A 24,339-nucleotide genomic window follows, 5' to 3' on the forward strand; every position below is an offset into this window, starting at 1 on the left:
TACCGATGTGTTTTTTCTTTAGTATTGCGACCAAATTTATGGGAAAGATGAAGGTATTGTATCTGTTGTTTGTATTTCTTACCGGGCTGGTGCTGAATAGTGCCGGTCAGTATGTCAATACCGATGAACTGGTGGTTGTGCCCGGGTTGGAGCATCCGGTTAATGCAGAAGAATACAAACTGATACGTGAGCAGAAACTTAGCGAATATCAAAGTTATTTATCACAATTTCTGGTGCCGGGAGATGGTGGCTACATCATCAGCCGCTTTGGACCGCGTTCGGGGAGAATGCACTACGGAACTGACATAAAAATGGCGAAAGGTGATACCGTTCATGCCGTACAGGATGGTTATCTCACTCGCTCAGGATGGGGTAGTGGATTTGGAAACATCATCATTATTCAGCACGATAACAACATCGAAACCTATTATGCCCACCTGTCGAAATTCCTGAAGACAAAAGGTGAATGGGTGAAGAAAGGTGAACCGATCGCTTTGGCCGGAAGTACCGGTCGTGCCCGGGGGCCGCATCTGCATTTCGAAATGCACGAAGATGGACGAGCTTTTGATCCGGAACTGGTTTACGATTTCAATCAGCAGCAGGTAAGACCTATTGCCCAAAATTTTGAAACCCTGGTAGCCCTGCATCGAACGTTGAAACCACAAGGCTATTCTACCAACCTGGCTGTACCTGAATATTATAAAGTTCGTTCGGGCGATTCGTTATGGGTAATTTCACGCCGCTATAAAACACCGATCCGGGAAATCTGCAGGTTGAATAACATTTCCGAAAACACGGTATTGCAAATAGGTCAGCCTTTAAAAATGTACTAAAAGAGCTGTGAGCTAAGGGTCTTGTGCTATGAGCTCAGAGTGATATAATTACCCCTTATTTCAGTCTTGAAAGTACTACGTAAATATAAATCAGTTCAATGATAAAAATGACAGCTGTTGCTGCAAAAAGGGTTATTGTTATTTTGTGGTGGTAATGTTGCAGTTTTGCAAAAGAAGCTGAAATTAGAACTACAGAAAAAAGAATACTAAGAAAAATAATTACTGTACGGTGGCTTTTTTTCATGACGTAGCTATGTAAAAGAGTATTGAACCAAAAATAATGTTTTTGCCGAAAGGAAGAGTATTAAACATAAAAAATCCGGTCTCGTTTGAAACCGGATTCTTATTATTTGACAGATTCAATTTATGCTACTTCGTAACTTATGCCGTTGGGGTGTTTTGTCTTCTTTGAAGCATTTAATACCTCAATCCCAACAATCTCCCCGTTTTCTCCATAGTCAAGGATAACTCCCGGTTTATCTTCATCACTTTCCACCACCTCGTTTTCAGAAAATTGGATGTAGATGATATCTGTTTCCTTATCGTATTTAATGACCATATTTTTCAATTTTTGATGTTTTGTAAACTGTAATCACAAGCGCAGGGACTTTTGTCGTGTTTACAAATACTCTGTAAAGATAAGTTTTTGAATCTTCTTCAACAAGCTTCGAATAAATAGTAGTGTTCTCATCCTGAGATTGGATAGTATCAGGTTCATTTAATATTTGATGGATAGTTTCATTCAGGATACCTCTTGATTGCATCCTTTTTAAAGCGTGATTTGAAATTCGAAAATTCATGTTTTAAATTTACATTTTTCCAAATAAAAAATCCGGTCTCGTTTGAAACCGGATTTTATTTTGAATGGTTGATTGAATTCCAATATCAGTTAAATGCCTCTGGCATTTCTGTCCAGTTGTTCAGCTTCGGTAAAGTCATTCTCTGAAACATGTCCTTCCAAAGGAAGAATACGCTCGTGAATGGCATCGATGATCCACTCCGGTTGCGGGAAGAAATAATCTTCAAGCTCGTGAGCCGGTGTGATCCAGTTGCGCGAACCCACTACAACAGGTGGAGCATCGAGGTAATCGAAAGCCAGTTCGGTGATGTTTGAAGCCAGGTCACGCAGGAACGATCCGCGTCCTGAAGCATCACCCGAGATCACAATGCGACCGGTCTTTTTAACCGATTCGATCACGGCATCGTAATTAAAGGGTACCAGCGAACGTGCATCGATCACTTCTGCTGAAATATTGTATTTTTCTTCCAGAGTTTTTGCGGCATCCAATGCGCGGTACAGTGTTGCTCCAATTGTCAGGATGGTTACATCGCTACCTTCTTTCTTCACATCCGGTTCACCCATCGCGATTTCGTAATATTCTGCCGGAACGCCGTCTTTATGGAACTGCTCACCAATATCGTACAGACGCTGACTTTCGAAGAAAATAACCGGATCGGTACCTTGCAGTGCTGAGTTCATCAGTCCTTTGGCATCATATGGTGTTACCGGGAAAACTACTTTCAAGCCCGGGATGTGAGCAGCCAGGGCTGTCCAGTCCTGCGAGTGTTGTGCACCATACTTCGAACCTACCGAAACGCGGATCGTTACCGGCATTTTCAATACGTTTCCACTCATGGCCTGCCACTTTGGAAGTTGGTTAAATACCTCGTCACCGGCGCGTCCCAGGAAGTCGCAATACATGATCTCAGGAATTACACGACCACCACACATTGCATAACCAATGGCAGTACCAACAATTGATGCTTCCGAAATAGGTGAGTTGAACAAACGTTGGTAAGGCAGAGCTTCGGTCAAACCGCGGTAAACAGCAAAAGCGCCACCCCAGTCGCGGTTTTCTTCACCATAAGCAATCAGGGTTGGGTCTTTGTAAAAACGATCGGCAATGGCTTCAAATAAACCATCGCGTAAGCCGTAGGTTTTAATTTTTGAATGTTGTTTACCTTCAGCATCGAACATAAAACGTTCTTTTTTTGCCAACTGTTTAACGCGTGGATTTTCATCCAATGGATGGTTCACTTCCACCGGGCGATCTTCCATTCTATCCACCGACTCGTTACTGAACATCATTTCCCCGATAAGGTTAGGGTGTTTTTTCATGTCCATATGAGGCGAAACTTCATCGTCGATGGCCAGTTTTAATGCGTTAGTTATCAGCTCAGTTGTTTCCACTTTTATTTTATCCAGTTGTTCTTGTGTGGCCACACCGTTTTTAACAAGCTCTTTGCCAAACCAGACAATCGAATCCTGTGCTTCCCAGGCTTCCACTTCTTCCTTGGTACGGTACGAAGATGCATCGGAAGGAGAGTGTCCACTGTAACGGTAGGTCAGTACGTCGAGCAATACCGGTCCGCGTTTCTCTTCCAGAATTTTACGTTTACGTTTGTAGGCATCGATCACGGCCAAGGGATTGTAACCATCAACTCGTTCAGCATGCATCTGGTCGCGGTTTACACCTGCACCAATACGTGCTGCCACATCGTAACCCATGGTTTCACCGCTGGTCTGTCCACCCATACCATACTGGTTATTCATAATGTTGATGATCAGCGGTAATCCGCCTTTCATGTCACCTTCCCAAAGTTGTGTGAACTGATCCATGGAGGCAAAAGCCAGTCCTTCCCAAACCGGGCCGCAGGCCATTGATGCATCACCTATGTTGGCAACCACGATTCCTGGTTTGCGGTTTACCTTTTTGTATAAAGCTGCACCCACAGATATATCACCTGAGCCACCAACGATAGCATTGTTCGGGTAAACGCCGAATGGAGTAAAGAAAGCGTGCATCGAGCCACCCAGTCCTTTGTTGAAACCGGTTTCTCGGGCAAAAATTTCGGCCAGCGTTCCATAGATAAGGAATTTTATGGCCAACTCTTTTGTCGTTCCGTCGTGTCCTTCTTTTACAGGGGCCGCAGTTACTCCGTCGAAGTGAGAGTCCATAATTTTCTGGAGCTGCTCGTCGCTTAGTTTGCCAATGGCGGAAAGTCCTTTGGCAAGAATTTCGCCGTGGCTTCGGTGCGAACCAAAGATAAAATCTTCAACATCCAGGGTGTAAGCCATACCAACAGCGGCTGCTTCCTGACCAATGGAAAGGTGAGCAGGGCCGGGGTGATTGTATGGTACTTCGTTGTATTCGCCCCTGGTTTTAATCAGGTCCAACATGGTTTCAAATTCACGAATGACAACCATATCGTGAAAGATTTTAACAAGTTCCTCGTCGGAGAAATTCTTTTTTTCCTCCTCAACAGTTTTGTTGTACTGGTTTACCGGAATCGGCTTGAACTCCAACTGACTCGGTTTACGCACCTCATCAGGATTTATATATTGTACTTTTGGCATCTTTTTATGAGTTTAAAGTGAAAGATTTTCGATTTGATTCTTGATCTCAGCTAAGAAGAGTGTTGCTTCACCACCGTCGAGTGCCTGGTGATCGTAGGTCAGCGAAAGCCCCATCATGGGCACAAAACCATACACTCCATCTTCCAGCTCTTTTGGTCGTGGAACAATGGTACAAACTCCCAAAATTGCTGTTTGCGGCAGGTTGATCACCGGAGTGAACATTTCCACGCCGTAATTTCCAAGGTTGGAAACCGTAAATGAAGCCGCTGCCGGATTTAGCAGATCAGGATTTACATTTCCGTTGCGGGCAGCAGTCGAAAGTTCTTTTAACTGGCTTGAAAGACCGGTGATCGAAAGGTCATCGGCATTTCTCAGTGCCGGAACCATCAAGCCACGGTCGGTATCAACGGCTAATCCCAGGTGGACTTTATTGAACCACTTCATTTTATCGCCCAGGTAATGGGTGTTGGCCTGAGGGAATTTTTCGAGCGCACGAATTACTGCAAAACAAACCAAATCGTTAATGGTAACATTTTGCTTGATGTCGCCGGCTTCGAGTTGTTGTTTGAATTTTTTGCGTAGTCTCATTATCTGACGGGCATCGGCACTCATATGGTGCGTTAGTTGCGCCGAATTTTGTAATGACTGGTGCATTGCTGTAGCAATCAGTTTGCGAATATTTGGGATGGATTTCAGTTCAAAATCATCTCCCGATTCGAGAACTGCTGCAGGAGCCGGTTTGGCTGCCGGAACCGCAGTTGTCTGTTTTGCCGGTGCAGCTTTTTCAGTTTTGGGTGCAGTACTTGCAGCGCTTTCAATGTCGCGTGCAATAATTCGTCCGTGTGGACCGCTTCCTTTAACTGCGCCAATATCAACACCAAGTTTTTTTGCCATGTTTCTTGCCAGTGGCGAAATTCTTATGCGCGAACCTTCCTCATCCACTTCAAATTCATAAACTTTTGGAGCTTCTTCAACCGTTTCTTCACTTGATTCTTCGGACGGTGCTTCTTCGGCGGCTGAGGCAGCTCCCGGTTTGAATTCTTCAACCGATTCTCCTTCTTTTCCGATAACTGCGACATTGGTAAGTACCGGGATTTCATCACCTTCTTCAAAAAAAGTGGCGAGCAAAATACCGGCTTCTTTAGCTTCTTCTTCAAAAGATGCCTTGTCGGTTTCGTAAGAGAACAGGATGTCGCCTTCGTTGACCTCTTCACCTACTTCTTTAAACCATTGACCAAGGATGCAGGATTCAACCGATTGTCCTTGTCGTGGCATCATTACTGGTATTGCCATATAATTAGTTTTATTTGTTTTGTTTTACTTGTACCTACAAATATAAAATTAAATAAAAATCAAAAAACTATATATCAGTTATTTATGTATTGATTTAAATTCTGCGTGTAAAAATATATTTTATAACTTGTATATACAAGTTGTTTTGAATGTTTTAAAAATAGTTTAACTTTGAGGTGATCAATGAACGAGATACCGCAATACCGAAAACTATACGAGTTGTTACGTAAACACATCGAAAAAGGTGTTTACACTGAAGGTGACCTTCTACCCTCGGAAAACGAGTTGAGTGCTGTGTATGAAATGACACGTCCAACCGTTCGTCATGCTTTGGATAACCTGGTAAGAGACGGACTTATTTTGAAAAAGCAGGGGAAAGGCAGTATCGTGCGCAAACCACCTCAAAATATTGGGATTTTGTCCATTGCCGGAACGGCTTCTGCGATCGGGGTACGATACCTGAAAACCGAGATTCTTCAGAAACCAACAGTAAAAACCTGGCCCGAAAATTTTCCTTTTAAGTTGTCGGAACTCGAGCAGGAATCGGGTTGTATTTACATGGAGCGTTTGAGGTATGTTGAGGATGAGCCTGTTTTTTACGATGTAAACCACTTGCCAAATATGTACCTTCCTCGCATTACACAGCGATCATTCGAAAACAAATCGCTTTTTGATATCCTGCGTAAGAATTATCAGATAGAAATACTGGGAGGCGAACAAAAATTAAAGGCCGTAAAGCCAACTGTGCAGATCAGACAATTGTTAAAACTCAAACCCGGCCAACCTGTTCTGTACATGGAGCGCAAATTAACAACCAACAAAGAGCATTTCAGTATTTATTCCACCATCTATTTTAATTCCGAAAAACATGCCATCTTCGGTAGTTTTTGATTGTCTTAACTTCCTGTGAAATAGAGACTGTAGTTTTGGCGATGCTGCCAATATTTATACTTTTGCGAGTCAACGCAGCAGACAAAATGGAATTACAGGATTTGGAAGCAATTAACGCAGCAGGTGTGCCCGCCACATTCGTTAACGAAAAATACGGTGCGCACGAGCGCAATACTTTTGATATCTGGCTGGCAGACTCGAAAAAGCCAACACCACTTGTCATCTTTATTCACGGTGGAGGTTTTATTGGCGGAGACAAATCGCGCTACTACGATTCTGAGGACTGGCCACGACTTCTGGAGGCAGGTGTATCGGTAGCTACTATCAATTATCGCTATATGAATGAGCCGCCTTACGGGATACTTTCCAGTATGAACGATTCGAAACGGTGCCTGCAATATATTCGCTACAATGCTGAAAAATACAATATCGATAAAGATAGAATAGCGTGTTCAGGAGGTTCGGCAGGAGCAGGGACATCTTTGTGGCTGGCTTTTTCGGACGATATGGCGGAGCCGGAAAGTGACGATCCCATTTTGCGCGAATCGACAAAGATTTCTGCGGCTGGAGCTTTTGTTGTACAATCCACTTACGATATTCTGCGCTGGGCCGATATTCTTGGTCTTCCTAAAGAAAAGAGTCCTGAAGAGTTGCTGATGATTGCCCGGGCGTTTGGTTTGAAATCGGCAGAAGGTGTCGACCTCTATGCGCAAACTGCCATCAGAAAAGAGCTGGATTTTCTGGGGAAAATGAGTGCCGAAAGTGCGCCGTTTTTTGTTTATAATGATAAGGAAGCCGGCATTCCGACCAATGCCGATGAATTGCAACATCACCCTTTGCATGCCAAAGCGCTGAAAGACCGCGCTGTAGAAGTTGGATTGGAGGCGGTTGTTTATGTGCCGGCCTTAGGTTTCGAGGATATGTCGGGAAAAGATCTTGTGGCTTTTTTGCTTGAGAAACTGGCAGTGTAAAGATGTTAGAATTCTGATTCTTCGGAGATTTTTGTGTGCACTAATTCCTTAATTTTGTGTTTTAAAATCAAAGCGTTATTAACCATCTAATTAATATATAACTAAAGAACAACATGAGAGTATTAAAATTCGGAGGAACATCGGTAGGATCGCCAGAAAATATGCGGGCGGTAATGAAACTGGTGGCAGATGGAGAGAAAAAGATAATTGTTCTTTCGGCCATGTCTGGAACAACAAATGGTCTGGTCGAAATATCAAGTTTCTTACGCAAAAAAAATAAGGACAGCGCCAGAATTACCATCGGTAATTTGGAAGCCACTTATAAAAAAGTGGTAGCCGAACTTTTCAAGACTGAAGAAAATAAGCAAAAGGGACTGGAAGTTGTGAAAGCCAGTTTTAAAACCATAAAGTCGCATACTGCCGGAACATTCACCGATGTGGGCGAAAATACCATTTTGGCTCAGGGAGAAATCATCTCAACCAACCTGGTTACGCTTTTAATGAACGAGAATGGATTTAACGCCAAACTGTTACCGGCACTCGATTTTATGAAGATTGATGAGGATAAAGCAGCCGACACCAATTTTATTCGCGAACACATAAAGCCTGTGCTGGAGGAAGTTGGCGAAGCCGATTACTACATCACTCAGGGATTTATTTGCCGGGATGTGAACGGCGATATTAATAATTTGCAGCGAGGAGGTAGTGATTACACTGCATCGTTGATCGGAGCTGCTATTGATGCCGAAGAAATTCAGATTTGGACCGATATCGACGGATTCCATAATAATGACCCGCGTTTTGTAGAGAAAACGAAGAAAATAGAACAGCTTTCGTTTACCGAAGCCGCTGAGTTGGCCTACTTTGGTGCGAAGATTCTACACCCTTTGACCGTTCTGCCGGCGCGCGTTCAAAACATTCCGGTGCGTTTAAAAAATACTATGAATCCTTCCGATAGCGGAACACTTATCACTTCCGAATCGGACGGAATGGGTATTAAAGCCGTGGCTGCAAAAGATGGAATTACGGCCATTAAAATCCGGTCGGGGCGCATGTTAATGGCCTATGGTTTTCTGAAAAACGTGTTCGGGATATTTGAAAAGTACCGCACGCCAATTGATATGATCTCGACTTCGGAGGTAGCTGTTTCGCTGACAGTTGACAGTACTCAGCATCTTTCAGAGATTATGGAAGAGTTGAGTATGTTCGGAACGGTTCATGTCGATTACGGCATGTCGATCGTGTGTATCGTTGGGGATATTATTGAAGAGGAAAAAGGTTTTGCATCGAAGGTTTTTAATGCACTCGATGGAATTCCGATCCGGATGATCTCGTATGGTGGAAGCCGCCACAATATTTCGATTCTGGTACCTGAATCACGGAAAAAGGAAACCCTTGTGGCTTTAAGTAAGAACCTGCTGAATAATTAGAATTTCGAAATTATTTATAGATAGTCCCGGATTAACATGATTGATCCGGGATTTTTTATTGAAGCCGAAAGATTTCGCTGGCTTCGTATCGATAAGCCAGTTTTATATTGAACCGTTCGGAAAGTGGTTCCATGGTTTCAAAAGCTTTTTCAGGAGAGTTGTTATCTCTGGACAGGTGACTTAAGAATACGCACTGAAGTTTCTCGGAACCGTTTTCGTTAAGCAGTTGAAATGCCTGGTCGTTGGAAAGGTGCCCCAAATCTGAAGCTACTCGTTTTTTTAGCGGCCAGGGATAATTTCCTTCCCACAACATTTTTTCATCGTAATTCGATTCCAGGAAAACACCATCACATTCCCTGAAATTTGTTTTTACATTGTCGCAGACTTCTCCAATATCGGTAAAAACTCCGATGTTGGTGTTGTGGTAACTCACCCTGAAAGAACACGGCTCAGCAGCATCGTGATTTTTCAATACCGGATAAACCGTAAATTCACCCACCTCAATGACTTCGTCGGGTTTAAAAAATGTAGGATAATGCGGCCGTAGATTTTTATAAGCGCTGTTAAAGGTTTTTGCGGTAATGTATACCGGAATTTGCAACCGTTTGGCAAGCACCCTTGCACCGCGCATATGGTCACCGTGTTCGTGGGTGATAAAAAGAGCCTTCAATTTCCCGGGATCAAGTCTGCGTTCTGCCATGCGCAGCAAAATCTGCTTGGTGGAAATACCGGCGTCAATCAATATGGCATCGGTGTTATTCCCTATGTAATAACAATTTCCGTTACTTCCTGAGGCAATGGCGCAGATCTCGAGCATCTTTTTATTTTACCAGTTTTGAAATGGCTTTGAATTCTGCTGTTCCTGCAGCGCGTGTCAGTTCAAATAGGATCGATTCGTACGAAGTCATCATAATTCCTTCGTGACGAAAACGTTCCTTGGCAATCTCAAGGTTTTCTTTGGTTCGTGACGAAACGCAATCCATCACAACAATCGGATTCAATCCGGCATCTTTCATATCAACCGCGGTTTGCAGCACACAAACATGCGATTCGATACCGCAGATGATTACATTTCGTGCATTTAGTTCGTTGAGTTTTCCGCTAATTTCGGGCAGCTCGTAACAGCTGAAGTCGTTTTTCTCGAAATATTTAAAATCGGTAATCAACGATTTTATTTCAGGAAGTGTTTCGCCCAGCCCTTTTGTATATTGTTGTGAAACCAGTAGTGGAATATTTAGCACATTCAGTCCTTCAATGAGCGTCTGACAATTCTTTAAAAGGGTTTCTTTTTCATTCATCACCGGGAACAAACGTTCTTGAATGTCGATAATTAATCCTGCGGTATTTTCTTTTGTAATTCGCATTCTTTTAGATTTTGTGGTTTGTGATTGTTCTATTGCAACAATTAAATGTTCTTTTCTGTTCTTGCCTGCAATCGGGATTTATCACCCAGGTAACCTCCGTGGTGGCGTTTGGCGTAATCTTCGTTGGTAAAGCCTATTTTGTTCATCATCGAAACTACAAGTGCATCGCCGATAACGGTCATAACCGTGGTTGAGGTAGTTGGTGAAAGTCCCAGCGGACATACTTCGCTTGGATTGCCGGTATAAATAAAGGCGTCCGCTGTCTTGGCTAAAAGGCCTTCAGGATTACTGGAAATCAAAATTAATGGCAGACCCTGATAGAGGTTTTCAGCCAATTCGATCAGCTCAATGATCTCGCGGGTTTTTCCCGAGTTGGAGATGACGAGCAAAACATCGTTTTCCTGCAAAATACCGAGGTCGCCGTGTTGCGATTCACTGGGATGCAAAAAAACTGCCGGTGTACCCGTTGAACTGAAAGTAGTGGCAATGTTCAGTGCAATTTGTCCGGCTTTTCCCATTCCGCTGGTCACCAGTTTTCCCTTGTTTTTGTGCACCCGGTTATAAATGAGTTCGATGGCTTTTTCCATCCCCTCTCCAACAGGGATATTCAATATAGCCTGTGCCTCGTGTTCGATTACCTTTTGGATCGTGTCTTTCATACAATTTATTTAGCCTGCAAAGCTACTTAAAAAAAAAATCCTGTTGAATAGTTCAGCTTCTTTTAAGTTGAATTTTGAGAACTGTGATTCAGGTTACAAAAGAAATGTGTTATAGGTCATAAAAATTGAAAACAATTTCATGGTGCTTGGAGTTAAATAATTAATAATTTTAAGCTTTGTTTAGCATTTTCAATAAAACCGGAAATTTGTTCCATACAATCTCCTGACCGAGTAAATGCGAAATCTTTAAAAATACCATCACCGCAAGGTGATTTTAGAAACAAAATACATATATGAAGATTCACGAATATCAAGCCCGAGATTTATTCAGGAAGTACGGGATTCCTGTGCCGGAAGGTGAATTGTGCCATTCGGTTGATGAGGTTAAGCAAAAAATCTCTGACAAAGACAAATTGAGAGTAGTAAAAGCACAAGTATTGGTTGGCGGACGCGGAAAGGCTGGTGGAGTAAAATTGGCTACCACAAAAACCGAAGCCATCGAAAAAGCCAAACAGATTTTTGGGATGGACATCAAGGGAATTACCGTTGAAAAAGTACTGGTTGCCGATGCTGTCGATATTGAGAAGGAATTTTACGTTGGCTTTATCAATGATCGAAATACCAAGGCGGTTACTTTAATGGCAAGTGCCGAAGGAGGTGTTGAAATTGAAGAAGTAGCTAAAACGGCGCCCGAGAAAATTATTAAAATGCCCATCGATTCTACCATGGGATTAATGGACTGGCAGGCCCGAAAAGTAGCGCTTCAATTGTTCGGCGATCCGAAGCAGGTTCGTCAGGCTGCTGCAATTTTGGTAAAGCTGTACAAATTATATGTGGATACCGATGCTTCGCTGGCCGAGATAAATCCGCTGGTATTAACACCCGACAAACAGGTATTGGCCATCGACGGAAAAATGAACTTCGATGATAATGCGCTTTTCCGTCAGAAAAAGATCATTGCCATGCGTGAAGCGGATGAGAACGAGAAAAAAGAGCTGGAAGCAAATGCAAAAGGTCTTTCGTACATAAAACTCGATGGAAACATTGGTTGCATGGTAAACGGTGCCGGACTGGCAATGGCTACTATGGATATGATTAAACTTTATGGTGGTGAGCCGGCCAACTTCCTCGATATTGGCGGCTCGTCGAATCCGCAGAAGGTTATCGATGCGATGAATATTCTGCTGGGCGACCAAAATGTAAAATCAGTAATGATCAATATCTTCGGAGGAATTACCCGCTGCGACGATGTGGCGCGTGGTTTAGTAGCTGCGCTCGATGAGATAAAAACCGACGTTCCAATAGTAATTCGTCTTTCGGGAACCAATGCAAAAGAGGGACTCGAAATTATCGAACAGACCGGTTTACCAGTGGTAAAAACCATGAGCGAAGCCGCCAAGAAAGCTATTGAGTTGAGCAAAAAGTAATCCGTAAAGTTTAATTTTTAAAGAAGATTGGAATGAGCATATTAATAAATAAAGATACCAAACTGATTGTACAGGGAATCACCGGTCGCGACGGTGCTTTTCACACCAGTAAAATGAAAGCTTACGGAACCAACATTGTTGGAGGAATCTCTCCCGGTAAAGCGGGCCAACAGGTTGAGGGTGTTCCGGTGTTTAATACAGTTGAAGACGCTGTTAAAGCAACCGGGGCAAACGCTTCCGTAATATTTGTTCCTGCACCATTTGCTGCCGATGCCATTATGGAAGCCAGCTACGCAGGAATCGAACTGGTGGTTTGCATCACTGAGCATGTTCCTGTTCAGGATATGATTCGTGTAATGCCGATACTGGAAAAACACGGTACAAAACTTATCGGTGCCAACTGTCCGGGATTGATAACTCCGGGAGAAAGCCTGATCGGAATTCTTCCGGCCATGATTTTTAAACCGGGTAATGTTGGGTTGATCTCACGTTCGGGAACACTGACCTACGAAGTGGTGAACATGCTTACCGAGAGCGGACTAGGACAAACAACCTGTGTAGGAATAGGAGGTGACTCGGTTTCGGGCTTATATTTTATCGATCTTTTAGAGATGTACGAGAACGATCCAAAAACCGAAGCCGTTGTGGTAATTGGTGAGATTGGCGGCGATGCCGAAGAGCAGGCAGCCCGCTTTATAAAAGAAAAAATGACCAAGCCGGTCGTGGCCTTTATTGCCGGTCAATCGGCACCTCCCGGAAAACGCATGGGACATGCCGGTGCGATTATTTCAAGTGGCGCCGGAACTGCCGAGGAAAAAATAAAAGCTTTTAATGCCGCCGGAGTACCGGTTGCTAAAGAACCGGCTGAAATTCCGGATCTGATCAAAGAAAAATTAGCGAAATAATTAGATTGTCTTTTGCGGAAAGGAAGAGGACAGTTTAATATAACCGGTTGCGATTTTGCAGCCGGTTTTTTTGTTCTTTGATTTCAATTATTTCTTCAGCAGTTTAAAAGCGTGGTTCCAGCTATTAGCCTCCAGTCCCGGAATACACCAAAGCATTGCGAGTGGTTCAATAGCACGGGCAGCTTCTATAAATCCCATGTCCTGTGTTTCCCAACCAAATTCTTCTAGCAGAGTTTTTACTTCTTTTTTTGCAGCCTGGTTTTGTCCGCAAATAAACATGGTGGGTTTTTCGTCGAATTTCGGCTGAACCATGTGTAGACTACCCACTGAACTAAAGGCCTTCACAAAATTGGCTTTTGGAGCCAGTTCCTGCAATTTCTTCCATCAGGCTTTTGTTGATGTCGGTAAAATAGCGTAACACACCATTCTCTGGTGCAGCATCGTCAATGGGATTCGTAGTGTCGATTACCGTTTTTCCTTCAAGGTTCTGGATCCCGATAGTATTGAGCACTTCTTTTGCTGCTGTTCCCTTTACGGCAAAAACAATAAGCCGGCTCTGTGCAGCCGCATCTTCGGGTGTGGTGGCTACCAATTTCCCCTTAAACTCTTTTTCCAGTTCGTCGCGATGGCTTTGTTTTCTCGATGAGATAAAAGTTTTGTACCCCAGATTTATAAAACCGTGTGCAAGGGCTTTTCCAACATTTCCGGATCCGATTATTCCTACTGTTTTCATTTCAATATCTTTTATGTTATAATCTATTTATAAAAGAAGATTGGGCAATGAATTGTTTCGAAAATCGGATGAAATATGCTTTAATTTAGTTTAACGCATACTTTGGTGCAGAGGATAAACATATTTGATGTACCGCTAAATTACAATATCGAATCAATATTTTCAGGCGGATTCCCAAGAACGGCTTTGTCGCCATTTACAACAATGGGCCGTTGCAACAGTTTCGGATTTTCAACCAGCACTTTTACCCATTCTTTGTCACTAAGGTTTTTCCCTTTAAACTGTTCCTTGTATACTTTTTCCTGCGTACGGACAAAATCAAATGCAGGCCGGCCGGTTTTGGCGATTAAATCACTCAGCTCTTTTTCACTGATACCATCCTGAAGGTACTTTACGGTTTCAAAATCACAGCCTTTTTCTTCCAGATATTGCAGTCCTTTTCGACTTTTCGAGCAACGTGGGTTGTGGTAGATTTTCATGGACAATTATTTTTCAAGATCTAATTTGTAATCGATTTAATGTAATTGTAGAAGTCTTCCTGTGCCCGGTATTTTTTGTCCTCGTTTCCTTTTGCATAATCGTTTGTTAGCAAGGGATCCAGTATTCGGGCTTTTGAATTATCGCTCAACTGGATAAAGAGTTGTTCCTTTAATTCAGCCTTAATCGAATCGTCGTAGATTGGGCAGGCTACCTCAACTCTGCGATTAAGGTTACGCGGCATCCAGTCGGCCGAGGAAATGTACATTTTTTCTTCGCCACCGGCGCCAAATAAAAAAAGTCTGGTATGTTCAAGGTACTTATCTACAATACTAACGGCCGTGATGTTATCGCTGTAACCGTTGATTCCGATCTGCAAACCGAAAATTCCGCGAACGATCAGTTGCACCCTAACACCGGCTTGTGCGGCTTCATATATTTTCATCATCATACCGGGATCGATCAAACTATTCATCTTTAAGATCATCCATGCAGGTTTCCCTTTTTTTGCAAGTTTAATTTCATTATCGATGTTTTTAACAAAGTGTTTTCGCATCGAGAACGGACTCACTACCAGGTGCTCGTAGTTGAAATGCAGGTAATTTTGCTTAAAAAAGTTGAATACCTTTTCCACTTCATCTGCCAGTCTCGGATCGGCGGTCAGTAATCCTTTGTCGGTATATACTCTTGCTGTACCTTCGTGAAAATTACCGGTACCAATGTAAGCGTAATTGCGCATCTTACCCTCTTCTTTTCGTTGCACCCAGGCTAGTTTACTGTGTACTTTCATGCCGGGGACACCATTAATAACATCGGCGCCTTCTTCTTGTAACTTGTTCGACCATAGTATGTTAGCCTCCTCGTCGAAACGTGCCTGCAATTCGATTACAACGGTTACCTTTTTCCCATTACGAACCGCATTTAACAAGGCATTTACAACCTTCGAGGCCGGCGCCACACGGTAGATCGTTAATCCGATTTCTTTCACCTGCGGATCGATGGCTGCTTCACGAAGAAAATCGAGTAAGTGATTGAAGGTGTGGTAAGGGAAATGCAGCATGATATCCTTTTGCCGCATCATTTTCAGTACACTGGTAAAAGGAGGCAAGTCTTTGTGCCGCGATGGCGGGAGGTTGGTATAATAATGCTCTTTCTTCCCGATTTCAGGGAAGTTCATAAAATCTTTATGATTGTGGTAACGCCCCCCGGGAACCGCATCAGCTTTTGCCAGTTTCATCTTTTTGAGCAAAAACTCGAGCAGATCATCGGGCATGTATCGGTCGTAAAGCAAACGCACCGGTTTCCCTTTTTTACGTTTTTTAAGGCTGGTGCTCATTTTCTCGATAAAACTTTTCGAGATGTCGTCGTCCAGGTCTAGTTCGGCGTCGCGCGTAATTTTGATGGTGTAGGCATCGTGACGATCGTAATCGAAATAAAAGAAAATATCAGCCAGGCAAAAACGGATGATATCATCGAGCATAATGACGTATTGTTTTCCCTCCTCTCCCGGGATAACCAGAAAGCGCGGCACAGATCGCCCGGGAATCCGAATCAATGAATAAGCCTTATCTTCGGGTGTTTCTTCCTTCCAGAGTTTAATGGCCAGATAAACCGAGCGATCGCGTAAATACGGGAATTTGTTTTTTCCCAGCATTATTGGTACCAGATTGGGAAGCACTTTGTCGTAAAAATATTTTTTTACAAATTCACCCTGACTTTCGGTGAGCTCAGTTTCATCGATAATATAAATATCGCTCGCTTTCAGTTCATCAATAATATTTTTAAATATCTCCTGTACCTTTTCCTGGTGTTGATGAACGGTGGCATAAATCTTATTGTGTAATTCTGTAGGAGTCATTTCTCCCAGCAGGTTTTCCTCGTCTTTTCCAATGTCGACCATTCTTCGGACGGTGGCCACCCGAACCCTGAAAAATTCATCGAGGTTGTTCGAGAAAATACCTATAAATCGAATTCGCTCGAATAAGGGAGTTTGTGGATCCTCAGCTTCCTGAAGCACCCGCTCGTTAAATGATAACCAACTGATCTCCCTGTTAATGAATTTTTCGTTTCTATACATTTTAGCCTAATTTTCGGGTGGAACAACTATTTCTACAAGATGCTAAAAGTGCCGGATATTTGCAAGCAGATAATGCCGGGATTTATGCTTATTCGCCTCCGAATTCCATGAGGTATGCTTTAATAAATCCATCGAGTTCACCGTCGAGGACTGCATTTACATTTCCGGTTTCAAAATTGGTGCGCAGGTCTTTCACCATTTTGTAGGGTTGCAGCACATACGAGCGAATCTGCGATCCCCATTCGATCTTCTTTTTCTGCGATTCGATCTCGGCCGTTTTCTCATGGCGTTTCCGCAGCTCCATTTCATAAAGCTGAGATTTTAACAAGCGCAAGGCATTTTCCTTGTTGCCGAGTTGCGAGCGGCTTTCGGTATTTTCGATGGTAATTCCGGTGGGAGCATGACGCAGTCGAACGCCCGTTTCCACTTTGTTTACATTCTGTCCGCCGGCGCCCCCGCTTCGGAAAGTGTCCCAGGTAATATCGGCCGGATTGATTTCAACCTCAATCGTATCGTCCACCAGCGGAGCCACATACACCGAGGTAAACGAGGTCATGCGTTTATTTTGTGCATTGAACGGCGACAGGCGCACCAGCCGGTGAACACCATTTTCGCTTTTAAGGTAGCCATAAGCAAATTCGCCTTCAATTTCTATAGTACAACTTTTTATCCCAACTTCGTCGCCTGACTGCATGTCGGCAATCTTCATTTTGTAGCCGTTTTTTTCAATCCAGCGGGTGTACATCCTGAAAAGCATGTCGGCCCAGTCGTTACTCTCGGTTCCGCCGGCGCCCGCATTTATGCGAAGCACCGCTCCCAGCCGGTCCTCTTCGTTACGCAGCATGTTCTGTGCTTCCAGTTCCTCCACCAAAACCAAGGTGTCGGAGTAAGCTTTGTCTACTTCCTCTTCACTGGCTTCTTCCATTTCGAAGAATTCGTAAAGTACCATGAAATCTTCTGTTGCCTGATCCACCTTTTTGAATCCGTCGGTCCACGATTTAATGGTGCGGATCTTTTTCATCTGGGCTTCAGCTTCTTTGGGATTATTCCAGAATTCGGGGTCTTGTGTTTTGAGTTCTTCTTCTTCTAATTCAATCAACTTTGCATCGTAGTCAAAGATGCCTCCTCAGCGCATCCCGGCGCTCAACAAGGTCTTTTACCTGTTCCTTTAAGATCATTATTGTCTGTTTAATTTTTGATGGAAAGCAAAGGTAGCAAGATTTTTTTTGGGAGTGATATTGAAAAAGAATGATTTGTATTCTATTTCAGGTCGCTGATCATTTTATTCTTTTGTATTGGCTGATAAATCCATCGAAGGCTTCATCGGCTAGTACAAGATCGCCGGAAGCATTAAATGAAAATGAACGTCTCAGGTAACCATCACATTCAATCATATCGGTAATCTCTTGGTCGTAAATCGATTCAGATTGAATAATTCTGAAATCGCAATCGATAAGTAGCGAATCGTTGCGAACTAACTTGTATACTGAGTCGGAGGTGAATTCAAGGACAATCGTCTCGCCAGTAATTTCCGGAGTGTATGTTACGCCGGCAATGCCTCCCGTACTACTCATCCAATTCCACTTTCCAATCAAATCATTGGGTCTCAAAACGTCATCGCTGCATGATGTAAAAGCGAAAAAAATCAGAATTGTTAATTGGAAGACGCGGTTCATTTTCGATTTTGTTTTTTATTAAGATGTGAATTCCCCGGATAAGGTTGCGTAGTCAAATGAATATTTTTTGAATCGATAGTTGGCCGACTTGTGAATAGTGCTAACTGAACAACCTGATAAATTTGGGTGCAAAAATGATCAGTCCGGTAATGAAAGCTGCTAAAGCTGCCACAAAAACTCCTGCTGCAGCAAGGTCTTTCACCTTTTTTATTCGGTTGTTTCGTTCGGGGGAAATAAAATCGGCCAGGTTTTCGATGGATGTATTGAGGATTTCTGCAGTCAAAACCAGGCCCATAGCAAGAACAACTGCTATCCACTCAAAACGTGAAATGTTGAGAAAAATTCCGGCAATGATTACCAGCACAATAGCCAGCAAATGAATGCGCGCGTTATGTTCCTCTTTGATCAATAATTTAATGCCATGAAAAGAATGTATAAAACTTTTTGCCCGGCGAGAGAGTGAGAATTTTTGTTGGTGCTTTTTAGCTGCCATGTTAAACTGAAAAAATGAGTACTTCGACTGCGGTCTGTTTACTGCTCCAGCGCCAGGTTCATATAACGGTGTATCAACTCGGGTTCGAATCCCCGGCTTTGGGTGTAGCGGATCACCTGGCCCATCTTCTCAAATTTATTTTTCTTTTTGATGGATTTGGCTTTGGCTTTCATCGTTTTAATCAGTAAATCCTTGTATTTTTCCTCGTCGATCACTTCCAGTCCGTGCTCAATTACTTCATCCGACAGGCCCTTCGATTTCAGGTAATAGCGCATTTTAATTTTGCCCCATTTGTTGAATTTAAATTTGTCTTTTACATAGGCCCGAACATAGCGCTCATCATCGATGTATTTCTCGTCGATCAGTTTATCGATGATCTCATCCACAATTTCATCCACGATTTCGTAGGCCATGATTTTTTTGCGGATGTCAGCCGAGCACTGTTCCGAACGGCTGCAGAGCTGCGCCATTTTCGAATAAGCCTGTTTTATATTTTGGTCCTGATTTTCCATGGAGCGAAAAATTTCTGTTAAAATTACAGAAAAAACGTTTGTCTACCTAACGTTTTCAGCATCATGAATTCGCTAATTTTATAGTTCGTCGTGGAAAGAAGTTTCGACTTTTACACCGGTAAAGAATTCTTCCAGTTCGGCCAGCGTGGTGTCGGTTTTCTGCACATCGCGAACCACTTTCCCTTTTTCCAAAATAACAATGCGCGAGCAAACATCGGCCACATGGTCGAGGTCGTGACTCGAGATCAGGATCGTTTTATCTTGCCGTTTCCCTATTTCTTTAATGATGTTACGCAACTGGTACTGCGACGAAGGATCGAGGTTGGCAAAAGGTTCGTCTAGGACAATTACCTCGGAGTTTCCCATAAACGCACCCACAACACCTACTTTTTTCTGGTTTCCCTTCGAGAGGTCGCGAATAAACTTCTTTTTACCCAGAATTTCATCTTTAAAAAAGTCGCTGAATTTTTCGAGGAAGGCCGCAACGTCGGTGTCGTTCATATTACGTAGTTCGCCAATAAAACCAAAGTACTCGTCGGGCGTGAGGTAGCCAATGGTAAAACTCTCATCGATGTAAGCCGAAACCAGTTCTTTCCAGTCCTCTGATTTGGCCACGGGAATTTCGTTGATGAGTACTTTCCCGCGACTGGCCCGAATCAAGTCGAGTACCAGTGAGAAAAAGGTAGTTTTTCCGGCACCGTTGTTGCCAACCAATCCGAAGATTTCGCCTTTGTTGATCGTTAATTCAGGGATGTTCAGTACCGCTGTTCCGTTGTATTCTTTTTGTAAGTTGATGGATTGTATCATGATTTTATTAATGTTGGAAGATAGCAGCGCGAAGCTCGAAGTATTCACGTCAATCTTCATTTAATTAGTTAAACTTATTTCTAAATGCAATTAGCATGTTCATTAAATTGAATCAGCCGCTCTTCTTATTTGTGAAGAAAGATTTTACAGTTCATAGGCCGGAAAAGTTGATGCTGGTTTATTAATCATTTCTCCTAAATCCATAGCTTTTTGCCAAACAACTAATTTTTCAAACTTGAATTCTTTTGCTTTTTCCATGATCGAGTAATTTTAAGATTATAAATGTCTTCCCGCTTCGAGCATCTCGCTTCCAGCTTTTTTTATGTGGACTTGTAGCCCGCCAGCATTTTATGTTTGCGTTTCAGGTATTGGCCGGTAAAATAATCGATCAGTTTTGGATGAAGGATAATGCCGATTAGTCCGAGTGAGCCAAGAACAACATAAGCTGCCATATTTCCGAAAGCCACTGTTAACAAGCCGTAAACTGCTAGCGGACCCAATAAAATGGGGAAAGTGATCAGCCAGTTGGTGGCACTCATTCCCTGGTAGTTGAATGTGGCACGTTGGTCAAGATCGATCGATTTCCGGCTATTCAGTCCCAAGGCAAAAATTACCCAGGTATTTACGCCGATATTATAAAGTATCACCACAAAATGAATGTAAAGCACTTTAGGCGTGATGAACATATAGCCTAGCGAAAGCAGGTAGAATATAATGTTGGTAACTGCCATCAGGAAAAATGCCGACTGCAATACCTGTTTCATTTTCATGTTTTGTGCCATCAGCAGCGGGTAATACCTACTGTGCCAGGCCGGAAAGAACTGTCCGTACATCATGCTGAAAATGCCGGTCATGAACATGCCGCCAAGCACAATAATAAATTCGGGTCCGTCGGGTTTGTAATCACGGTAAATCAGCAGCCCGTAAAAAATAAAAAGTACCGACATCATGGCCGACTGCCGCGGACGTTTGTTGCGGGCAATCATTTTTACCTCCAGCGATAACATCTTGCCATATTCTCCCACCTGGTTTAGCCACGAGAAATCGTGAGTGGTGCCCTCTTTTTTCTTTTTCGTGAGTTCGTCGATGTAAAAACGGCTCCACAAATATTGTTGGTTAAGCAGGTACAATAGGGCAATTAATGCCGGGAAAAGCAGAGCTGTGATTGGCTGTGCAATTACCATATCGAACAGTTTTCCGAACTGTGCAGCGAAATCGAAAATGCCAAAATAATCAATGGCAAAAATGCCGGCGGCAAGTGCCAGAAATCCATAAAAAAGGGCATTCGATTCGTTGGTTCGCCATTTTATATAGATGGCCAGGAAATGTTCGACAAAGATCATCAGGAAAAGTGATGCCAGCCAGGCCACCAAAACCGGAGTTTCAAGCTCGTGTACGGCAATTTTCAGAACAAAAGGCAGCATTAATATCAACGGTAATACATTAAAAAAATGCAACAGCGATTTATTCAACATGTAACGGGCTATTCGCTTGCGTTTTACCGGAGTGATCAGAAATGGCTGGTAGCCAAAGGTGGGCAGATTTTGTGCCATGACCCGAATGATGAGGTCGAAACCAACATATATAAAAATAAGTGCATTAAAAGCCTGCATTTTATCGGGTACTTCGGCCAGTTTTTCGGTAAGCTGAAATCCAAAAAATATACCGACCAGCGAGAAATAGATTGCTAAAAAAATCAGCACACCCTTGGTCGCCATGTTTTTGTTCATCGTGGCCGATCGCACAAATTCGCGCCAGGCAAAGTAAAAGAAGTTACGTTTCATTTCTTTGTTATGAGTATTTCGATTATGAGTATTGAGACTCTGGTTTTATTGTTAGTAATATGATATTAACTAAAGTTACAATTTCAATCCAAAATATCCGTCAATACCACGCCATCTTTGAATTGTTTAACATTTCCGTTTAAATCGTAAAGCTGTACCCACACAATGTAAACGCCCAGGTTGAGTCGATAGCCACTTTCGTTGGTTCCATCCCAATTTACAGTTTCTGAAGTTCCAAGTAAACTGTTTTGGGCGAGGGTGTGTACTTGTCGTCCTGCAGAATCGAAAATTTTAATCGAACATAAATAGCCTGGTTCGTCGAGTTCGAAATGAATGGAGTAGTTGTCGTGATATCCGTCGTTGTTGGGGGAGAAGGATTCGGGCTCGAAGGTTACAGCTAATTTCTCTACATCCTCATTCGCGGCTTGCGAATTTTTATACCCTGGAGTGCCATAGCCGGCAAACGATGAGGCCGATTGCCAGTTCTGAGGATCATTGGTTGGTGCCTCAAAGGAGATCCTTTCGAGCGAAACACCTTCGCGATCATGAAAAACCGGAAGGTGCAAGTCTTCGGTGTAGACCAACTCATCTACGATTTCAAAGTCATTATTAAGCAACACCACAACATCCTCATCATTGTTAAACGATGGAAACTTTTCCATTTGCTGAAAACACTCCGAGCATTCTATTGTAAACCACGGGAAAACGCTATTGGTATCTTTAGTAAGAGCAAGATACGACTGCGGTTCAAAGTCGATCTTTTCAGAAGTCAAGGGATAGATTTGAGTCAATTGATATTCTTTGTCGCGCGATGCAAGATAGAGCTTATTCAGTTGAATTAGTTTGTCGGAATAATTATAAATCTCCACATAATCTTCGCCATCAGGCACCGGATTAAACAGCACTTCGTTGATTAGTATATCTCCCGCTTCAATAATCACCGGATTCTTTTCTTCGCCTGTTACAACAACTTCATCGAGGATCACTTTGTCGGCAGAATAGTGGTTATTCATGTGCACAACTATTTGCAGATTGCTACCATTTAATCCGGTTTGTACTGCGGTATCGGTACCCCAATTACCGTAGTTTTCAGCGTTAATTTCAAATGGAATTTTCTCATTCTGGTCCAGAGCGTAAAAAGCTTTCAGGTATTTGTTGTTTTCGTTGGCACCGCTTCCGGTTTCGCGGGCGATCAAACTTATTTGCACATTCTTGTATTCCGAGATGTCGATGTGTTCAGAAGTCCAGCTTAGTTCAGCATTAATATCGCGGCACTCGAAACGGCCACCTGAGGTTGAAACGGTTTTGGCGTAATCATCGGCATTTACGAGTTCCACCAAAGAATAGTCGAGCGTCCAGCTCGTAACTCCTTCAAAATCAATCTGAATGTCGGACTTTTCATCGTCGCCCCAAACTCCTTTGTTGGGCGTATTAAAGCTTTCCCTCCAAATTTCCTGCGAATACGAATTCAGGGATAATAACAAGATTGAGTATGTTAATAATTTTAGAAGATTGGGTGCCATCACATTACTGATTACATGCAAAATACTAACTTTATCGCACTTATTTGACAGTAAGGACTTTAAATTATAAAATTATTTGAAATGAAAGTTGCAATTGTTGGCGTGAGTGGCGCTGTTGGACAGGAATTTTTGCAGGTTTTGGCCGAGCGGAAATTCCCGATGGATGAGTTAGTAATTTTTGGTTCGGCAAGAAGTGCCGGTAAAACCTATGAATTTAAGGGGAAACAGCTCACAGTAAGGGAATTGAAACATGGCGACGATTTTAAAGATATTGATATTGCACTGACTTCGGCCGGAGCAGGTGTTTCGAAAGAATATGCTGAAACAATAACCAAACACGGAGCGATTATGATCGATAATTCGAGTGCGTTCCGTTACGACGACGACGTACCGCTAGTAGTACCCGAAGTAAATCCTGAAGATTCGCGTGTTCGTCCGAGAAATATTATTGCCAATCCAAACTGCTCTACCATTCAAATGGTGGTGGCACTGAAGCCGATCCAGGATCTTTCGAAAATTAAAAGGGTGCGCGTGGCTACATACCAGGCAGCCAGTGGTGCCGGAGCTCAGGGAATCGCGGAGTTGGAAGAACAGGTGAGCGACGTTTCACAAGGCAAAGAAGCTAAGGTCAGCAAATTCCAGCATCAGCTGGCGATGAATATTATCCCGCACATCGATGTATTTCTGGAGAACGATTATACCAAGGAAGAAATGAAGATGAACTGGGAAACCAAAAAGATTATGCATACCGACGCTGAGGTGGGAGCAACATGCGTACGAATCCCGGTGGCGCGTGCCCACTCCGAAGCCATTTGGGTGGAAACCGAAGACCCACTTTCGATAGAAACTGTTAAAGAGGCTTTCGAGAATTTTGACGGACTGACGGTAATCGATAATCCAGCAAAAAACGAATATCCGATGCCGCTATTTGTATCGGGCAAAGACGATGTTTATGTTGGCCGAATTCGGAAGGACATTACCGATCCGAACAGTATAACGTTCTGGTGTGTTGGCGATCAGATAAAAAAAGGAGCAGCACTTAACGCGGTGCAAATTGCTGAATGGTTGATCGCAAACGGAGAAGTAAAATAACACTAATTTATATTTCAGATGAAGAAGCCCGGGA

Annotated in this window: 25 protein-coding genes; 7 read left to right on the forward strand and 18 right to left on the reverse strand. The window is 43.0% G+C overall.

Annotated features, from left to right (window positions below; genetic code table 11):
- The first annotated feature begins 47 nt into the window (after window positions 1–47).
- A complete protein-coding gene (locus WFY05_RS14495) occupies window positions 48–833 on the forward strand; it encodes a peptidoglycan DD-metalloendopeptidase family protein (RefSeq protein ID WP_340113612.1) in 786 nt (261 codons plus the stop codon).
- A 364-nt stretch (window positions 834–1,197) separates the two neighbouring features.
- On the opposite strand, the gene WFY05_RS14500 is transcribed toward WFY05_RS14495, so the two are convergent.
- The 4 genes from WFY05_RS14500 to WFY05_RS14515 all read right to left on the reverse strand — a co-directional run bounded on the left by WFY05_RS14500 (window position 1,198) and on the right by WFY05_RS14515 (window position 5,484).
- Window positions 1,198–1,392, reverse strand: a complete 195-nt coding sequence (locus WFY05_RS14500) for a DUF2283 domain-containing protein (protein WP_340113613.1) — start codon at window positions 1,390–1,392, stop codon at window positions 1,198–1,200.
- Window positions 1,382–1,633, reverse strand: coding sequence for a DUF4258 domain-containing protein (locus WFY05_RS14505; protein WP_340113614.1), 252 nt, complete (start codon window positions 1,631–1,633; stop codon window positions 1,382–1,384). Before WFY05_RS14505 ends, WFY05_RS14500 begins: the two co-directional genes overlap by 11 nt.
- 89 nt (window positions 1,634–1,722) lie before the next feature.
- Window positions 1,723–4,191: an alpha-ketoacid dehydrogenase subunit alpha/beta gene (locus tag WFY05_RS14510; RefSeq protein WP_340113615.1), complete on the reverse strand. Its 2,469-nt coding sequence runs from the start codon at window positions 4,189–4,191 to the stop codon at window positions 1,723–1,725.
- A 12-nt stretch (window positions 4,192–4,203) separates the two neighbouring features.
- A complete protein-coding gene (locus tag WFY05_RS14515) occupies window positions 4,204–5,484 on the reverse strand; it encodes a dihydrolipoamide acetyltransferase family protein (protein WP_340113616.1) in 1,281 nt (426 codons plus the stop codon).
- Between the two features lie 183 nt (window positions 5,485–5,667).
- Between WFY05_RS14515 and WFY05_RS14520 the strand changes: the two genes are divergently transcribed.
- The 3 genes from WFY05_RS14520 to WFY05_RS14530 all read left to right on the forward strand — a co-directional run bounded on the left by WFY05_RS14520 (window position 5,668) and on the right by WFY05_RS14530 (window position 8,776).
- Window positions 5,668–6,375, forward strand: coding sequence for a GntR family transcriptional regulator (locus WFY05_RS14520; protein WP_340113617.1), 708 nt, complete (start codon window positions 5,668–5,670; stop codon window positions 6,373–6,375).
- A gap of 86 nt (window positions 6,376–6,461) precedes the next feature.
- Entirely contained in the window at window positions 6,462–7,346 is an 885-nt protein-coding gene (locus WFY05_RS14525) for an alpha/beta hydrolase fold domain-containing protein (protein ID WP_340113618.1), read from the forward strand.
- A 113-nt stretch (window positions 7,347–7,459) separates the two neighbouring features.
- Window positions 7,460–8,776 carry an aspartate kinase gene (locus WFY05_RS14530; protein WP_340113619.1) on the forward strand — a complete coding sequence of 439 codons (1,317 nt, stop codon included), beginning with the start codon at window positions 7,460–7,462 and terminating at the stop codon, window positions 8,774–8,776.
- Between the two features lie 55 nt (window positions 8,777–8,831).
- Here WFY05_RS14530 and WFY05_RS14535 read toward each other — a convergent pair whose 3' ends face one another.
- Genes WFY05_RS14535 through WFY05_RS14545 form a run of 3 tightly spaced genes read right to left on the reverse strand, consistent with a single transcriptional unit; the run spans window position 8,832 to window position 10,799 of the window.
- Complete coding sequence (locus tag WFY05_RS14535) at window positions 8,832–9,593, reverse strand: MBL fold metallo-hydrolase (RefSeq protein ID WP_340113620.1); 762 nt, start codon at window positions 9,591–9,593, stop codon at window positions 8,832–8,834.
- Between the two features lie 4 nt (window positions 9,594–9,597).
- Window positions 9,598–10,140, reverse strand: coding sequence for an isochorismatase family protein (locus WFY05_RS14540; protein ID WP_340113621.1), 543 nt, complete (start codon window positions 10,138–10,140; stop codon window positions 9,598–9,600).
- A gap of 41 nt (window positions 10,141–10,181) precedes the next feature.
- A complete protein-coding gene (locus WFY05_RS14545; RefSeq protein ID WP_340113622.1) occupies window positions 10,182–10,799 on the reverse strand; it encodes a KpsF/GutQ family sugar-phosphate isomerase in 618 nt (205 codons plus the stop codon).
- Between the two features lie 293 nt (window positions 10,800–11,092).
- Between WFY05_RS14545 and sucC the strand changes: the two genes are divergently transcribed.
- Together sucC and sucD are read left to right on the forward strand one after the other, a co-directional pair.
- Entirely contained in the window at window positions 11,093–12,226 is a 1,134-nt protein-coding gene (gene sucC / locus WFY05_RS14550) for an ADP-forming succinate--CoA ligase subunit beta (protein ID WP_340113623.1), read from the forward strand.
- Between the two features lie 32 nt (window positions 12,227–12,258).
- The gene (gene sucD / locus WFY05_RS14555; protein WP_340113624.1) at window positions 12,259–13,131 is read left to right on the forward strand and encodes a succinate--CoA ligase subunit alpha; all 873 of its coding nucleotides are present in this window, start codon (window positions 12,259–12,261) and stop codon (window positions 13,129–13,131) included.
- Between the two features lie 87 nt (window positions 13,132–13,218).
- Here the strand turns inward: sucD and WFY05_RS14560 are convergent, their stop codons facing one another.
- From WFY05_RS14560 to WFY05_RS14610, 11 genes are all read right to left on the reverse strand, one after another.
- On the reverse strand, window positions 13,219–13,476 hold the full coding sequence (locus WFY05_RS14560; protein ID WP_340113625.1) for an NAD(P)-binding domain-containing protein: 258 nt from the start codon (window positions 13,474–13,476) through the stop codon (window positions 13,219–13,221).
- Window positions 13,463–13,891: an NADPH-dependent F420 reductase gene (locus WFY05_RS14565; RefSeq protein WP_340113788.1), complete on the reverse strand. Its 429-nt coding sequence runs from the start codon at window positions 13,889–13,891 to the stop codon at window positions 13,463–13,465. The genes WFY05_RS14560 and WFY05_RS14565 overlap by 14 nt, the downstream gene beginning before the upstream one ends.
- 113 nt (window positions 13,892–14,004) lie before the next feature.
- The gene (gene arsC / locus WFY05_RS14570) at window positions 14,005–14,343 is read right to left on the reverse strand and encodes an arsenate reductase (glutaredoxin) (RefSeq protein WP_340113626.1); all 339 of its coding nucleotides are present in this window, start codon (window positions 14,341–14,343) and stop codon (window positions 14,005–14,007) included.
- A gap of 20 nt (window positions 14,344–14,363) precedes the next feature.
- Entirely contained in the window at window positions 14,364–16,418 is a 2,055-nt protein-coding gene (gene ppk1, locus WFY05_RS14575; protein ID WP_340113627.1) for a polyphosphate kinase 1, read from the reverse strand.
- Window positions 16,419–16,506: 88 nt separating this feature from the next.
- A protein-coding gene (gene prfB / locus WFY05_RS14580) for a peptide chain release factor 2 (protein WP_340113628.1) occupies window positions 16,507–17,596 on the reverse strand; the annotation gives its coding sequence in 2 pieces (ribosomal slippage) (window positions 16,507–17,532 and window positions 17,534–17,596; 1,089 coding nt in all).
- Window positions 17,597–17,695: 99 nt separating this feature from the next.
- Window positions 17,696–17,992, reverse strand: a complete 297-nt coding sequence (locus WFY05_RS14585) for a hypothetical protein (RefSeq protein ID WP_340113629.1) — start codon at window positions 17,990–17,992, stop codon at window positions 17,696–17,698.
- Between the two features lie 202 nt (window positions 17,993–18,194).
- Window positions 18,195–18,587, reverse strand: coding sequence for a diacylglycerol kinase family protein (locus WFY05_RS14590; protein ID WP_340113630.1), 393 nt, complete (start codon window positions 18,585–18,587; stop codon window positions 18,195–18,197).
- A gap of 38 nt (window positions 18,588–18,625) precedes the next feature.
- Window positions 18,626–19,099: a regulatory protein RecX gene (locus tag WFY05_RS14595; RefSeq protein ID WP_340113631.1), complete on the reverse strand. Its 474-nt coding sequence runs from the start codon at window positions 19,097–19,099 to the stop codon at window positions 18,626–18,628.
- A gap of 78 nt (window positions 19,100–19,177) precedes the next feature.
- The gene (locus WFY05_RS14600; protein WP_340113632.1) at window positions 19,178–19,906 is read right to left on the reverse strand and encodes an ABC transporter ATP-binding protein; all 729 of its coding nucleotides are present in this window, start codon (window positions 19,904–19,906) and stop codon (window positions 19,178–19,180) included.
- Between the two features lie 320 nt (window positions 19,907–20,226).
- Entirely contained in the window at window positions 20,227–21,690 is a 1,464-nt protein-coding gene (locus WFY05_RS14605; RefSeq protein ID WP_340113633.1) for a DUF5687 family protein, read from the reverse strand.
- 83 nt (window positions 21,691–21,773) lie between these two features.
- Complete coding sequence (locus tag WFY05_RS14610; RefSeq protein ID WP_340113634.1) at window positions 21,774–23,174, reverse strand: lamin tail domain-containing protein; 1,401 nt, start codon at window positions 23,172–23,174, stop codon at window positions 21,774–21,776.
- Between the two features lie 120 nt (window positions 23,175–23,294).
- Here WFY05_RS14610 and WFY05_RS14615 point away from each other — a divergent pair, with 120 nt between their 5' ends.
- Window positions 23,295–24,305, forward strand: coding sequence for an aspartate-semialdehyde dehydrogenase (locus tag WFY05_RS14615; protein ID WP_340113635.1), 1,011 nt, complete (start codon window positions 23,295–23,297; stop codon window positions 24,303–24,305).
- Window positions 24,306–24,339: the final 34 nt, after the last annotated feature.

It is taken from the genome of Maribellus mangrovi (assembly GCF_037646455.1).
In the GTDB taxonomy this organism is placed as follows: Bacteria; Bacteroidota; Bacteroidia; order Bacteroidales; family Prolixibacteraceae; genus Draconibacterium; species Draconibacterium mangrovi_A.